At 49.3% G+C, this 15,345-nt stretch carries 15 protein-coding genes; all 15 read left to right on the forward strand.

The window, feature by feature from the left end; genetic code table 11:
* Positions 1 to 136 precede the first annotated feature (136 nt).
* The 15 genes from metE (at position 137) to KJS57_RS07000 (ending at position 15,250) form a co-directional block, all read left to right on the forward strand.
* Positions 137 to 2,437, forward strand: coding sequence for a 5-methyltetrahydropteroyltriglutamate--homocysteine S-methyltransferase (gene metE / locus KJS57_RS06935; RefSeq protein ID WP_213654190.1), 2,301 nt, complete (start codon positions 137 to 139; stop codon positions 2,435 to 2,437).
* A 105-nt stretch (positions 2,438 to 2,542) separates the two neighbouring features.
* Positions 2,543 to 3,169 (forward strand): FMN-dependent NADH-azoreductase, encoded by a 627-nt coding sequence (locus KJS57_RS06940; protein ID WP_211021474.1) that lies wholly within the window; start codon positions 2,543 to 2,545, stop codon positions 3,167 to 3,169.
* Between the two features lie 215 nt (positions 3,170 to 3,384).
* Entirely contained in the window at positions 3,385 to 3,486 is a 102-nt protein-coding gene (locus KJS57_RS26400) for a YjcZ family sporulation protein (protein WP_244861432.1), read from the forward strand.
* A 637-nt stretch (positions 3,487 to 4,123) separates the two neighbouring features.
* On the forward strand, positions 4,124 to 4,627 hold the full coding sequence (locus KJS57_RS06945; RefSeq protein WP_211021475.1) for a metal-dependent hydrolase: 504 nt from the start codon (positions 4,124 to 4,126) through the stop codon (positions 4,625 to 4,627).
* A gap of 114 nt (positions 4,628 to 4,741) precedes the next feature.
* Entirely contained in the window at positions 4,742 to 6,427 is a 1,686-nt protein-coding gene (locus KJS57_RS06950; protein ID WP_244861433.1) for a M20/M25/M40 family metallo-hydrolase, read from the forward strand.
* A 90-nt stretch (positions 6,428 to 6,517) separates the two neighbouring features.
* On the forward strand, positions 6,518 to 6,733 hold the full coding sequence (locus KJS57_RS06955; RefSeq protein WP_213654192.1) for a hypothetical protein: 216 nt from the start codon (positions 6,518 to 6,520) through the stop codon (positions 6,731 to 6,733).
* A gap of 21 nt (positions 6,734 to 6,754) precedes the next feature.
* The gene (locus KJS57_RS06960; protein ID WP_213654193.1) at positions 6,755 to 7,477 is read left to right on the forward strand and encodes a hypothetical protein; all 723 of its coding nucleotides are present in this window, start codon (positions 6,755 to 6,757) and stop codon (positions 7,475 to 7,477) included.
* Positions 7,474 to 8,670 carry a glutathionylspermidine synthase family protein gene (locus KJS57_RS06965; RefSeq protein ID WP_213654194.1) on the forward strand — a complete coding sequence of 399 codons (1,197 nt, stop codon included), beginning with the start codon at positions 7,474 to 7,476 and terminating at the stop codon, positions 8,668 to 8,670. The genes KJS57_RS06960 and KJS57_RS06965 overlap by 4 nt, the downstream gene beginning before the upstream one ends.
* Entirely contained in the window at positions 8,671 to 9,294 is a 624-nt protein-coding gene (locus tag KJS57_RS06970) for a hypothetical protein (protein ID WP_211021480.1), read from the forward strand.
* Entirely contained in the window at positions 9,294 to 9,683 is a 390-nt protein-coding gene (locus tag KJS57_RS06975) for a DUF350 domain-containing protein (RefSeq protein WP_211021481.1), read from the forward strand. Before KJS57_RS06970 ends, KJS57_RS06975 begins: the two co-directional genes overlap by 1 nt.
* Positions 9,684 to 9,710: 27 nt before the next feature.
* Positions 9,711 to 10,727, forward strand: a complete 1,017-nt coding sequence (locus tag KJS57_RS06980) for a potassium channel family protein (protein ID WP_213654195.1) — start codon at positions 9,711 to 9,713, stop codon at positions 10,725 to 10,727.
* Positions 10,728 to 10,880: 153 nt separating this feature from the next.
* Positions 10,881 to 11,597: an MgtC/SapB family protein gene (locus KJS57_RS06985; RefSeq protein WP_211021483.1), complete on the forward strand. Its 717-nt coding sequence runs from the start codon at positions 10,881 to 10,883 to the stop codon at positions 11,595 to 11,597.
* An 88-nt stretch (positions 11,598 to 11,685) separates the two neighbouring features.
* Positions 11,686 to 13,491, forward strand: coding sequence for an ABC transporter ATP-binding protein (locus KJS57_RS06990; RefSeq protein ID WP_213654196.1), 1,806 nt, complete (start codon positions 11,686 to 11,688; stop codon positions 13,489 to 13,491).
* Between the two features lie 5 nt (positions 13,492 to 13,496).
* A complete protein-coding gene (locus KJS57_RS06995) occupies positions 13,497 to 14,174 on the forward strand; it encodes a response regulator transcription factor (RefSeq protein ID WP_213654197.1) in 678 nt (225 codons plus the stop codon).
* Positions 14,171 to 15,250, forward strand: a complete 1,080-nt coding sequence (locus tag KJS57_RS07000; protein ID WP_213654198.1) for a sensor histidine kinase — start codon at positions 14,171 to 14,173, stop codon at positions 15,248 to 15,250. The genes KJS57_RS06995 and KJS57_RS07000 overlap by 4 nt, the downstream gene beginning before the upstream one ends.
* Positions 15,251 to 15,345: the final 95 nt, after the last annotated feature.

The raw sequence follows: 15,345 nt of genomic DNA on the forward strand, positions 1-15,345 counted from the left end.
TTAAAGATGAAAGCCATCGCACATATACACGAAGGTCCTCTTTAGCATTGACTAGAGAGGGCCTTTTTTGCGCACCGCGAGGACATAGGAAATGCATAGCTTTGTTAAATTTTAAAGGGAAAAAGGGGAGAATTCGATGAGTAAGTATGTCAGTAGTAATCTAGGCTTTCCAAGAATCGGCAGAGAACGGGAATGGAAAAAAGCGATTGAAGCGTTCTGGAACGGGAAAATTAACGAGGGGGAGCTTCACGACCGCCTTTCCGATATTCGCAGGACTCATTGGAGACTTCAGCAGGAAAAAGGGATCGAGCTGATCCCGGTAGGTGATTTTTCGTATTATGATCAGGTCCTGGATATGACGGTGATGTTCGGACTGGTTCCGGAGCGTTTTGAATATAAAGGCGGCCCGGTACCGCTCGCCACGTATTATGCCATAGCGAGAGGCAATGAATCGGCCGCAGCGAGCGAAATGACGAAATGGTTCAATACGAACTACCATTATATTGTTCCTGAGCTTGGCGGAAGGGAACCAGAATTGACGAAAAACACACCGCTGGAAGCTTATCGCGAAGCCAAGTCTGAGCTTGGCATCGAGGGGAAACCTGTGCTGCTCGGATTGTACACGTTTTTGAAGCTGTCCAAGGGGACACCTTCCTTTAGTATCGAGGAATGGAGCCGCAAATTACTGCCCTTGTACGTGCAGGTCTTGCGTGAACTGCAGGAAGAAGGAGCATCCTGGGTACAAATCGATGAGCCTGCGCTGGTTACCTCTGTATCGGATGAGGATTTGGAGCTGGTTCAAGAAATTTATGGAGCGATTGCACAAGAAGTTCCGGGACTGGCGGTTTTATTGCAAACCTATTTCGATTCGGCGGAACGTTACGAGCAAATCGTGAGTCTTCCGGTAAAAGGAATCGGTCTCGATTTCGTGCACGGTAAAGCGGGGAACCTTGAGGCGCTTCGTCAATATGGATTCCCGGCGGACAAAACGCTCGGAATAGGACTGATCGATGGCCGCAATATCTGGCGGACCGATCTTCCCGAAGCGCAAGTATTATTAGAAGCGATTGCCGCATTGATTCCGGGTTCCTCTGAATACATCATTCAACCTTCATGCAGCCTGCTGCATGTACCGGTATCGGCACAAGCGGAGAATGGACTGCCTTCCGTCCTTCAAGAATCGTTAGCTTTCGCGGAAGAAAAGCTGGATGAAATTAACGCTTTATCCATTGCAGCGAAGACAGGAGATGCTCCAGCTCTGTTCGCTAAGAGCAAGGAGGCTTTACAACGATTGGCCGGCGATGCATCACGCAGCCGGAGAGAAGTTCAGGAAGCGGTGAGCACCATCTCTGTCCAGCCATCGGAACGAAGCAGCGTTTTTTCCAGCCGTCGCTTGAAACAACAGGCCAAATGGAATTTGCCGCTGTTGCCAACGACGACGATCGGCAGCTTTCCGCAAACCGCAGAGGTTCGTGCTGCCAGACAAAAATGGCGCAAGGGCGAATGGTCAACAGAGAAATATGATGAGTTCGTCGCGGCGGAGATCAAGAAGTGGATTGACATTCAGGAAGAAATCGGACTGGACGTGCTTGTCCATGGGGAATTCGAGCGCACGGATATGGTTGAGTTTTTCGGGGAAAAGCTTCCCGGTTTCGCATTTACTCGCGGGGGCTGGGTTCAATCGTATGGAACGCGCTGTGTGAAGCCTCCTCTGATTTATGGCGATGTGGAATTCGACCGGCCGATGACGGTAAAAGAAACGGCGTTCGCTCAGTCGCTGACCTCCAAACCGGTGAAAGGGATGCTGACCGGTCCGGTCACGATTCTAAACTGGTCCTTTGTTCGCAGCGATATATCCAGAGAGACCGTGGCATACCAGATCGCGCTCGCGCTTCGCAAGGAAGTGGAGGCACTGGAGGAAGCCGGGATCACAATGATCCAGGTCGACGAGCCGGCGCTTCGGGAAGGATTTCCGCTTAAACCGAAAGATAGAAGCGCTTATCTGGATTGGGCGGTTAAGGCGTTCAAGATCTCTACCTCAACGGTGCGGGAGACGACACAGATCCACACGCATATGTGCTATTGCGAATTCCATGATATGCTGGATTCCATTCAGGCACTGGATGCCGATGTGATTTCCATCGAAACTTCACGGAGCCACGGCGAGCTCATTCGCAGCTTTGAAGAGAATACGTACCCGCTTGGCATCGGGCTAGGGGTGTATGATATTCACAGTCCCCGGGTACCTTCCGAAGAGGAGATGGTCGCGATGATCTCCCGGGCGCTTCAGGTATTGGATCCCGAACTATTCTGGATCAACCCGGATTGCGGTCTTAAAACAAGAGGCCAGGAGGAAACTGTAGCGGCCTTGAAAAATATGGCTTCCGCAGCTCAACGCAGCAGGAATTCTCTTGCTTCAGCGAGTTTGGGGATATAACTATAGTAAAAATCTTCATTTGACAGGCCGATTTCCATCCTGTACTATAAATAATATAGTACTAGAATAATAGTTAGTATATAGACACCAGGAGGGAAATCTATAATGTCACATGTATTATTTATTAAAGCAAATAACCGTCCGGTTGATCAATCGGTCACAGTTAAACTTTATGAAAGTTTCTTAAAAACGTATAAAGAAACTCATCCGGATGACTTGGTCACCGAGCTGAACTTGTTCGAAGCGGATCTGCCGTACTATGACAACGATATGCTGACCGGCTTGTTCAAACTGGGTAAAGATATTCCTACGACTCCGGAGGAACAGAAAGCGGCCGATCTGGCGAATACTTACCTGGATCAATTTCTTGGCGCCGACAAAGTGGTTTTCGCGTTCCCGCTTTGGAACTTCACGATTCCGGCACAGTTGCTCACTTACATGTTCTACTTGAACCAAGCTGGCAAAACGTTTAAATATACGGCTGAAGGTCCGGTTGGGCTCGTAGGCGACAAGAAAGTAGCTTTGTTGCAAGCACGCGGCGGAGTTTACTCCGAAGGACCGATGGCGGACATGGAAATGTCGATGAAATACGTGACCACATCGCTTGCATTCTGGGGAATCACGAACCCGGAAACCGTGATTGTTGAAGGTCACAACCAGTTTCCTGACCGCGCCGAAGCTATCGTTATGGACGGCGTAAAACGTGCTGCTGATCTGGCCGCCAAGTTCTAATTAAATACGCGGAGGCAGTTTTAACCTCTGAATCAAAGGGCTATTCTGACATGGCGAGCGATCGTCACCTGCAGAATAGCCCTTTTTATAATGAGCGAAGATATTTTCAGTTTAAATGCAAAATCAAATGGCAAATGGGTTATAGTCCATACAAGGATAAACGGAGTTACATAGTATGTTTGTGTAATCTAATTACTCTTGAGGAGGGGAAATTAATGGGTGAATGCAATGGTGGAGGATACGGTGGCGTGTTTACATCGACTGCAACAATTTTAGTTCTTTACATCTTGTTGGTCATTGTTCTTAGAACGTTCTAAGTAGATAACAAAGTAATAACGAGCAATTCATATAGCACTAAGGTTAGAATGAGTTCATCATCGTTGTTAAAAGGACTTCCCCAAAATGCACGTTGTGTTCCATGATAGGGGTTGCGTACTGCTAAGTACAATATGCCCCTGTTACAATTAACGATTCTACCTACGAACGTTTGACCGTCTAACGTGTCAATTTTAACGACCTTGTTTGCATGCAGGTTGCAGATTTGGTGAACCCGATTTCTTGCATCGTGCAAGTTTTGAACCAGATGTTTGTCAGCCTGATAGAGCACATTATGCTGGTAACTTCCATGTTGAAGACTCATGATCAGCGATTCCTCCTTTGTATAAGTAATCTATACTATGCTTTGCAGCAAAGCTTCGTTCATCATTACAGAAAATGTATAAATGAAGCTTGTGGCAGTAGTGGACTCGACCCGCGAGTTCCTGCTGCCACTGTTATTTTGAGAAGGATATTAATTTTTTAATAGAGTAATAGACTCCCGTTACTTTATTTTCCCGCCAAAATATCATATTGCGAACACTAGTTCTTGTCCGATATAATGAAAATACATATTTTACGATAAACCCGATGCTATAATGACCTGAGACATCAAGAAACGACTTGGAGGACTTACATATGCTTCAGAAAACACACAGCCTGGCCGGCTTATTGACGGCCGAGTGCGTACTGTCTTATTATCACCAGCCATTACTTACATGGGAGGCGGGCGCGGCCTTGCTTCTGGGATGCCTGGTCGGACCGTTGGCCGATATCGACAAGAAAGGCTCTACCATGGCGAAGATATTACTTCCGGTATCTTGGATTTTGCATTTGCTTAAAGTTAAGCATCGGACGCTGACACATTCGCTTCTATTTATATTGTTGTTGACCAGCTTGTCGACGGCGATGCCGGAATTGTTGTTCTGGACGTTTATCCTTGCTTACGGATCGCACTCATTAATCGATATGCTCAATGAGCAGGGAGTCGCCCTGTTCTGGCCATGGAAACGTAAAATTCGTCTTCTTCCGAAATTTATGGCGATCGACACCGGTTCCTTTGCTGAAGGCATCTTCCGCTTAGCTTTGGGGGCAGCTGTGATTATTTATCCGATCCTGAGCGGGAGCTTGCGGTGGATGTGATTTGAAGGGCGTACCCGCTCTGTTTGAGCGGGAAAAATGCTTGGCAACTCCTCCGTTGTTGACTATGATGGTGGAAGAATATTTTTCCAATCATTCCTGTTGAGGAGGGGTACTTTGGATTATTTGCCTACATCCTTAGGCGACACGCGTCTGGCAGCCCGAAGAGGACCGTTTAAATGGCTGCAGAGTGCATTAATTATTCTGTGCATCGCAGGCGCAATTCTTATCGGTTTGCTGCAGATCAAGGCTCCGAAATCTGCGAATTTGAACGCACCGCCTGAAGATTTCTCTGCGGCCCGTGCCATGAAACAGCTTGAAATCATCGCCGAAGAACCGCATCCAGTAGGCTCGGCAGCCCATGATACCGTGCGAGATTACTTAATGTCGGAACTGAAGGGACTCGGTTTAACACCGGAAATACATAAAAGTCAGGCGGTATTGAACGGAGCGGGGATGGTCAATCTCGAAAATATCGTAACCCGGATTCCAGGCACTGCGAACACCAAGCCGGTCATGATTGCCGCGCATTACGATTCGGTGCCGGCAGCACCAGGGGCAGCGGACGACGGAGCAGCGATTGCCGCCATGCTGGAAACGGTTCGCGCTTTGCAAACCTCCGGTCCCTTGAAGAACGACTTGATCTTGCTCATGACGGATGGAGAAGAACTGGGTTTGACCGGGGCCAGAGCGTTTATGGCGGAACATCCGTGGGCAGGAGAGCCGGGAGTTGTCCTGAACTTTGAGGCCCGCGGGAATCGAGGTCCGTCGTTTATGTTCGAGACGAGTGACCGGAACGGGTGGCTGATCTCCGAATTCATCAAGGCCGCACCGAATCCTATCGGATACTCTCTGATATACAATGTTTACAAATTGATGCCGAACGACACGGATATGACCGTGTTTAAAGAAGGAGGATTAGCAGGGCTGAATTTTGCTTTCGGCATGGGAGCTAATGCTTATCATGACGAGTTGGATACGCCGGAGAATCTGGATCAGGCGAGTCTTCAACATCATGGCGAATATATGCTTAGTTTAACCCGGCATTTCGGAGACCTGAATTTGAAGGATGTTCGCCAAGAGGATGCTGTCTATTTTAATATTTTCGGCTGGAAAATGGTCCACTACCCTCAGTCCTGGGCAATCTGGATCCTGGCCTTTACAGTATTACTGTATGTGCTGACTTTATGGCACGGGATGAGCCGCCGCAAAATCAGTCTTAAAGGCACATTGGGCGGTGCTGCCATCTTTCTCCTGCTGCTTGGAGTGGTATACGGCGTTGCAGCACTTGCATGGAGCCTTGTGCGCAGCAGCGTCAGCCGGGAGCAGTTACGAGTCATCGGGCTGGACCCGATAATTAGCGTTTATTGGTTTGCCGGATTCTTGGCGGTTACAATCGGTATCATATGGCTGTTGATCCGGTGGATTTCCAGATACAACCATGCGGAGAATGTCTGGAGCGGGACATTGTTGGTTTGGCTGCTGCTTAGCGCGGCAACTTGTTTATATTTGCCTGGCGGAAGCTATTTGTTCGTGTGGCCGCTGATTTTCAGCTTAATCGGCCTGAACCTGTCGATGCTCAGACGAATTAACGATTCGGGCTGGACATCCGCGATCTTTGCGGCTCCCGGATTTATTCTTTTTACGCCGATTTGTTATATGGTATTTGTAATGATGACCTTGATGATGGCCGGTGAACTGATGGTATTTGCAACAATAGCCCTATCGCTCGTATTTCCCGTCTTTTGCACCAAGGAACAACGGAGGAAGATCAAGCAAGCAGCGAACAAATCCTTCCCGTAAAATGTGTATTGTTTTTTGTTGTGAGATGAAACTATCGGACGTCAACCTCGTATCATTAAATAGTCGTTTATTTGGAAAGGATGGGTCAGTGTGGAGAACAGCATGAATGTTAAAATGTTTGAGAAAATGTCTGACGGAAATATTGAACAAATTGACCAGCGCGCATGGAGTCCGGCGATGATCACGGCGCTGGAGCATGTAAATTATATCGTCGTGGGCGGACGTGAATTTGAAACGGTGGAAGGCCGGTTGAACGTAGACGAGGGGATACTGGAGCTATTGCTCGTACCGGTTCGGAACGAGTAGGCTCCGAAAGGAGGAACTGTTTTGACTAACGAAGAGAACAAGAAGAAAGAAGAAGGTACATCGAAGCTGTTTACACCGGATGGCAAGCCGCTCCGGGTATTATCGACTTCCCTAGGGATTGCGTTGCTGGCGAACGCATTTTTAGTTCCTGGCGGTGCTGTTACGGCCGCTGGCAGCGACGCTGCCGGAGATGAACCTAAACTCGTGGCTTGGTCCAATGAAGAAGTAAAGGCGTATTTTGATAAGAACGTCGATTGGAATCTCCCGCTGCCGCTCGCGGAACAAGGCGAGCAACAGGAGGAAGACACGGGAGGAACGGGCGCGGCTTCAGGCGGAACGACGGTTATCAACAATTATGGTGGCTATGGAACCGGCTTCGGCTGGGACGATATGCTGCTGTATCATTTGCTGTTTAACAGCGGTTCGAATTATTCCTCAAGCGGCTGGCATAAAAGCCGTGGCGGATATTACACCGGAACGAATACGGCATATAAGCCTCGTTCCTATTCCAGCGGTACTTTCCAGAACAAGCCGGTAGCAGGCTCGGTCGTGCCGCCTAAAACGTCGACTTCTACAAAGGGATCGATTGTTAGACGCTCCACGTCGTCGAGCCCGGGAGGCATCGGGGGCAAATCCAGCGGACTGGGATCTTCGTCATCCAGCTCGAAATCCAGCACGAAGAGCTCCGTTTCAGGATCGTCCAGTTCCAAATCAAGTTCGAGTAAAGGGTTCTTCGGAGGATGACCGGTCAAGCGTTTGAAGTTATTGGTACTCCGCATAGCGACCGGGAATCCCGCGTAAAGCAGCTTTTTGAGCTGGGTTTTACCTGGGCTGATATAGAGGATGAAGAGTATTGGATCGATCAGATTGTACTCATGAAGCAGCCGCTGTATGAAGAGTTGGAGAAAGCGGCAACAGCGTTATGGGGAATTCTGGACAAAGCGGTCCGCTATGTTCATCGACGTCCGGATCTTTATGAATTGCTGGGCATTCCGCCGGTGATGTGGGAATTGCTGGATCAAACTGAGCTGGCGGAACCCGGGTTGATCAGCCGGTATGCGCGATTCGACTTTGCGATATCCAATGACGGCAGCATCAAGCTTCTCGAATTGAATGCAGATACGCCGACGGGTTATGTGGAATCTTCTATAGCTACGCCTTGGATTCTGGAACAGGCTGGATTATCATCTCCGAATAAGGGGATGAAGGATTTGGTTGCCGCCGCATGGGCGGTGGAACAACCGGATACTGCAGCATGTGTGGCTTATGGCCAACATATGGAGGATTCCGGGACAATTGAAGCGCTTGTCCGCCACAGCGGACGGGAAATGACGTGCGAGGATTGTCTGGAGCTTTGGTTTGATGACGGCTATTTAAAGAACAAATCCGGGGAAATCATCCGGAGGATGTTTGCTCTTTATCCGAAGGAATGGATGGCCGTAGACGATGCCGGAGAAGCCATGGCGTTTGCGATTGAGACGGAGAGGCTTACGCTGTTTAATCCTCCGCACAGCCTTTTGCTGCAATCGAAAGGTTTATTGGCAGCCGTGTGGGGGCTGTATGAACTTGGCCTGCTGTTCAATGAGAAGGAAAGAGAAGCCATCTCGGCTTATGTACTGCCTACTTACAATAAGCCGGTTTTCTCGGGCAGCTTTGTGTCCAAATCGATGTTTGGGCGCGAGGGCGGTTCGGTGCGCATGTATGACGCTGAAGGTCAATTGGAAATCGAAGATCAAGAAGGCTTCGACAGCAGTGTGCTGTTTCCGTCGGTGTACCAGAAACGGGCTGAGCTGGCGAAAATCAATACGGCTGTAGGAGAACTTCATTTACTGACCGGCATGTTTGTTATCAACGGGACTCCCTGCGGCCTGTTGGGCAGAGCGGGCGGCCCCATCACGGGCAATGCCAGTCATTTTATAGCGATGGGAGTGAAATAAATGCGAAACAAAAGAGCGCTTTGGCTATTATTGGCCGGGGTTCTGCTGTTGGTGCTTAGCGCCTGCGGTAACTCAACCAGCGTATTTCATACCGACTCCGGCTCGGAAACTTCTTTGTCGACGGTACGCGTACCTTGGGATTATCGCATTCAGGAAGGAACCGTCGGAGATCTGATCGGAAGCGATATGACGGTTCTGCCTGACAATGAACTGCTGCCGAATGACGGCAATTACGCAACCGGGGACAAAGTTTGGGTGTTGCAGTTTATGGATGCAGAATTGACCACGGACGAAAACCAGAAGAATGAAGTCCGGTTATCGGCCTGGAATACGATTAAATCGTATCCCGATAAGACCGCGGCGGATAAGGATATCGCCGAATTGAAAGTGTCCGTCACGACCGATGTCGATCTGGTTGGTGTGTATAAGACCGAATACCAGAAAAAGACGAGAAATTTCGCCGTGCTGGAGCTGCCGACCGGCAACCGGATCAAGCAGCCGATTGATGACGCGCGATATAAAGACCTGGAGAAGAAGAAGACAGCTTCCGTCGTGCTTGAGGAAGTGCATGATTTTGCCGATTATGATTCGGCCTTTGCGAAATTTAGGGGGTGGGCGAAGTAATGGTATTTATAAATATTATAGTGAGCGTAATTGTCATTATCGGGCTGCAATTGCTGGGCATGGTGATTTTTAGCTGGATGACGCCGTATAAAGACATGGAAGAATTGAAAAAAGGTAACAAGGCGGCCGCTTTAGCTATGGGCGGAAAGTTTATTGGTACGGCCATTATTTTGGGCGTAGCTGCGTACACAAACACGTCGATCTGGTTTATGATCCTATGGTTTGCTGTCGGATACGTATGCCTTATCGCAGCCTATTGGATCTTCGAACTGGTGACCCCAGGGTTTAAAGTATCCGATCATTTGCAGCAAGGAAATGTGGCCGTGGGGCTCTTTCTTTGTCTTGTATTTATCGGGACTGCCTTTGCGGTCAGCAGCCTCATCATCTAAGGGTCAACCAGGGAGAGGGGCAGGCCAGTGCATTTTTTTCTTAGATTTACCACGAAATTAATGCGTTTACGGAAAACGTCAATCGCTTTGATCATTCTCGGTTTTATCGTTGCCAGCGCGACCATCGCTTTTCTGCTGGAACCGGGTACCTTCGGAAACTGGTTTAATGCGCTGTACTGGGTTATGACAACGATGGCGACCGTAGGCTATGGTGATTATTTTGCGAAGACGGAATTCGGCAAAGCATTTACAATTTTTTTATACATTTTTGGCATCGGCCTGCTCAGTTTGGTTATCGGGAAGGTCATCGATTCTCTGGGCAGCCTTCAACGGCAGAGAGGAGCCGGGACTTTGAACTTTCATGGCGAGGAACATGTCCTGTTGATAAACTGGAGCAAAAAAGCGCAATCGGCGGTAGATGAAATTTTGTGCTACTCCCCGAAAAGCCAAATTGTGATCATCGATGAATCCAATCAACATCCATTGGAGCATCTGCATCAGGTTCATTTCGTCTCTGGAGATCCAGCGGCAGATGATATTCTGGAGAAGGCGAACATTTCAAAAGCGAGAGCGGCTATTATATTTGCGGATTCGCGGATCGAAGAAGCGTCGCTGATTGACGGGAAATCTCTGCTCATCGCCTCCAGCATCGAGCGGCTTGCGCCGCATGTACATACAACGGTAGAGATCACGCAGGAAAAAAATATTCAGAATTTCCGTTATGTTCAGGTCAATGAATTTGTCTTGTCGCATGACGCCATTTCAAGACTGGCCGTAAGGTCGGCACTGCAGGAAGGTAATTCGGATGTGATTCGTCAGTTGCTTAGCCGTCAGCATGGTGATGATATTTATGAAGTCAAGGTTCAGCAAGGCTGGAAAACTTATCGGGATGCTTTTCAGGATTTGTTGAGTCAGGGAGCGACCTTGCTTGCCGATCGCAATGATCTGGGGATCAACCGGAAACTGGATCAGCTAATCCCCCCGGATGCACGGTTATATATTGTTTCGGACGAGACGACTTACCGGCGTATTGCCGGACTATAAACCAATTTCAATTCATTACCCCCGGTCCTAGGAGCGGGTTTTTTTTATGATTAAAGACTTTATTAGATTTGCGGGTAAAGTAGAGTAAAGTGCATTTGCGCAAAACCGCGGAATACACTTATACTCACTCTATAATGTTTAAGGAGAGGTATTATGGAGCAGATCGATTTGGAAATGATTTTTAAGCTATGCATGGCATTATTATTCGGTCTGTTTATCGGTATTGACCGTCAATTGAAACAGAAGCCGCTGGGGATCAAAACGAGTATGGTCATATGTATCGCGAGCTGCCTGGTTACGATCGTCTCGATCGAAGCCTTTGAAAAGTTCGCCGGTCCGGATCACCCGAATATGGACCCGATGCGTCTGGCCGCGCAAATTGTCAGCGGGATCGGTTTTCTAGGGGCCGGAGCGATTCTTCGGAGAAGTAATGAGGGAATCTCCGGCCTGACGTCGGCCGCGATGATTTGGGCCGCCTCCGGGATCGGGATTGCGATCGGAACAGGCTTCTATATAGAGGCTGCTCTAGCGGTCATTCTGCTGATTCTGTCGGTCAACTTTATTCCTTATTTGATCAAATGGATCGGGCCCTACAAGTTGAATCAGCGCGACGTATCCATCAAGGTCGTGATGGGGGATCACGGAGATGTGGCGGAGCTCATCCGGATTATCGAGCGTAAGGATGGTACCGGCCCGGGAGCGAAAAGAAACCAGCACCGGATTCGGCGCTTGAAAATTAAAGATCTTGAGGAAGGCCGTCAACGGGTAGATATGGTCATCTCCGCATCGGAAAGGGAATACACCACCGAAATTTATCATTTTGTGCGGCATATCGATCATGTCATCAGCGTTGAGGTAGAAAATCTTTAAATTCGATTTCATGCTGTTTACATTCAGTTTAAATACTTAGTTTATCCTTTCCCTATACTAGATAAGGAATGGAGAGGGGAAAATAAACATGGCATTGAATGGAACGGCAGAAGCCATTGAGTCGTCTGGATCGAATGCATCAGATAAATCAAATAAAGGGGCCTTTTTCCGCTTGATGCGGGAAACAAAACCGTCGATAGGACTTTTGACAACGGCAGTGCTGCTTAGCGTAGTTTCCACGTTGGTCGGGCTGGTCATCCCGATGTTTACAAAAAATCTGGTTGACGGTTTTTCGTTGGCCGCTTTGGACCGGACTCAAATTATCGCCCTGGTTGCCGCATTCGCGGGTCAAACGCTCGCGTCGGGCTTGGGGATTTTTCTGCTGAATTATATCGGTCAGAAGATGGTTGCTTCGCTGAGGGACCGTTTGTGGAAAAAGCTGCTGGTCCTGCCGGTGTCTTATTTTGACAATAACCGGACCGGGGAATCCGTAAGCCGGATGACCAATGATACGGGTGTGATCAAGACTCTGATCTCCGAGCACGTCGCCGGTTTTTTCAGCGGCATTATTTCCATAATCGGTTCGATCATTGTATTGCTGTATTTAAACTGGAAGATGACGGTGATCATGTTCATCGTCATTCCTCTAGCTGCGTTGGTTCTTTATCCGCTGGGGCGGAAAATGTACAAAATATCCGTCGGAATGCAGGATGAGACGGCTTCGTTTACGGCTACCCTCAGCCAGGTGTTGTCGGAAATCCGCTTGGTCAAAGCTTCCAACGCCGAGCCCAGAGAATATGCCAGCGGAAGCAAAGGCATTACTGGCCTGCTGAAATTCGGAGTGAAGGAAGGGCTGGTGATGGCCTGGATCAGTCCGCTCATATCCGTCGTGATGATGATGCTATTGGTCGTTGTCATTGGATATGGGGGAATGCAGGTGTCTTCCGGGGCGTTGACGGCAGGGGAACTGGTTGCGTTTATATTGTACCTGATTCAGATCGTCATGCCGATGACGCAGCTAACGACCTTTTTCACCCAATTGCAAAAAGCAAAGGGCGCCACAGAGCGGATCATGGAAACGTTGGAAGCGGAGGAGGAAGCCTTCGATACTGGCAAAGAAGTCGATTATGCCAACCGTCCGGTAACGATCGAAGATCTTTCTTTTGGTTACAAGGAAGAAGAACCTGTGCTAAAGGAAGTCAGCTTCCGCATGGAACCGGGTACGGTGACGGCTGTGGTTGGTCCGAGCGGCGGAGGGAAAACGACGCTGTTCTCGATGCTCGAGCGGTTCTACCTCCCTCATGAAGGACGAATTCTGCTAGGCACGGAGCCGATCGATAGCTTCTCGCTGCGGTCCTGGCGCTCAATAATCGGATATGTGTCCCAGGATAGTCCAATGATTGCGGGCACGATCCGGGAGAATCTTTGCTACGGAGTCGAGCGCAGCGTAAGTGACGAAGAGCTCCGGCAAGCGGCGGAAATGGCTTATGCCGACGGGTTTATCGCTGAGCTGCCGAACGCGTATGACACCGATGTAGGCGAGCGGGGCGTCAAGCTGTCCGGAGGCCAGCGCCAGCGGATCGCGATTGCCCGGGCGCTGCTGCGCGATCCGAAGATCCTGATGCTCGATGAGGCGACATCCAGCCTGGACAGCCGCTCGGAACAGGTCGTTCAGCAAGCGCTGAATAACCTGATGGCGGGTCGTACAACGATCGTGATTGCGCATCGCTTGTCGACGGTCGTTGGGGCGGATCAGATCATCTTCGTAGAGAAAGGGACGGTCACCGGCCGGGGAACGCATGACGAATTGCTGAAGAATCACGAAATGTACCGGGAATTCGCGGCGCAGCAGCTGCAAATTGCCGAAGGTATTTTAGATGAAGCAAGGGACTGAGAGTTATGCCTAAAATACTTATTGTTGATGATGATCCGCATATCCGCGAGCTTGTGCGGGTCTTTCTGGAGGAAGCGGGGATGGAAGCGGATGAGGCGGAGAATGGTTTGAAAGCTCTCGCCTCTCTGGAACAAGAGAAGGCCGACTTGGTCATTCTCGATGTAATGATGCCCGGGATGGACGGCTGGGAACTGTGCCAGGAGCTTCAGCGGCTGTATGAAATGCCTGTTCTGATGCTGACCGCCAAGGGAGAAACGAAGCAGATTGTGAAAGGCTTCGATCTCGGCGCGGACGATTACCTGGTTAAGCCGTTTCAGCCGGCGGAATTGATCGTTCGGGTCAAAGCGCTGCTGAAGCGATACCAGGTGATTGCTTCTCAGACCGTGGCGATCGGCAGCGTCCGTATGAATCGCCGTACTTTTGAGGCAGTGGCTGATAACGAAAAGTTCACACTGCCTTTAAAAGAATTCGAACTGTTGTTCAGGCTCGGCAGCAGCCCGGGAAGAACCTTGACTCGCGAGCAATTGATCGAGGAGATTTGGGGATACGATTTCGAAGGCAACGAGCGGACGCTTGACGTGCATATAAACCGGCTGCGCGAACGTTTTTCCGTGGATAAATACGGATTCAAGATTCGGACGATTCGCGGCCTCGGGTACCGGCTGGAGGTGGTCGGAGATTGAAAACGGGAACGGTAAAAGCTCTTAAGGTCACCTGGAATATTCTAAAGCATTTATTACAGGTGACCGCCCTCTTTTTGGTTTTGACGATTTGCTGGACAGGTGCGATTTATCTTACCAAGGCGCTCTATGGTTATACAGGGAGTCCATCCTCGGATTATGTCATTCAGCTCATCAACTTCATATTTGGGATTATCTTGTTTATATGCTGCATGCTGCTGTTCGGTATTTATTTACACCGTAAAGAAATGGCGATGTTAAAGGCAATAATCGATGCGATGCGGCGGATCTCGAAGGGCGACTTTTCGGTCAAGCTGGAGTATCGAAGCAATCAGCGGGAGTTTGAAAAGATTGCTCACAGCATTAATGAAATGGCCGGTGAACTGGGCAGAATGGAAACGATGCGGCAGGATTTCATCTCCAATGTATCGCATGAAATCCAGTCTCCGCTGACCTCCATCCAGGGTTTTTCTACAGCGTTGCGCAATCCTGCTATATCCCCGGCAAAACGGGAACATTACCTGGACATTATTGAGCGCGAGAGCCAGCGGTTGTCGCAAATGAGTGATAATCTGTTGAAGCTATCGTCTCTGGAAAGCGATCCCGGCGCATTTGCAACCGGCCGCTTTAGGCTGGACCGTCAATTGCAAGCGGTCGTGCTGGCCAGCGAGCCGCAATGGATGGCCAAAACCATACAAGTCGAGCTTGAATTGCAGGAATGCGAAATCGACGGAGCCGAAGATTTACTGAGACAGGTCTGGGTGAATTTGCTTCACAACAGCATCAAGTTTACGCCGGAGGGCGGAGCGGTTAAAATTTCGCTTCGTCCGAACAATGGCGGTATGGAGGTTGTCTTTGCCGATACCGGCATCGGGATCGGGGAAGCCGATTTGCCGCGCTTGTTCGAACGTTTCTATAAGGCCGACAAATCCCGGAACCGGAGTGTGGGAGGAAGCGGACTTGGCCTATCGATCGTAAAAAAAATCGTGGACATCCACCGGGGAGAAATTACGGTGCAGTCCGAACCGGGTCAGGGAACAAGCTTTGCGGTTACTCTTCCCGGTTCTTTGGAAAATTGAAGGATAGTTAATCTTAATAACTTCGTAATCCTTTTTTAACCTTTTATTAGTTTTAGGGGCGAGAGCTCATGGTATGATAGAATGGTGAGTTAAGC

The organism is Paenibacillus vini (assembly GCF_018403325.1).
Lineage (GTDB): Bacteria > Bacillota > Bacilli > Paenibacillales > Paenibacillaceae > Fontibacillus > Fontibacillus vini.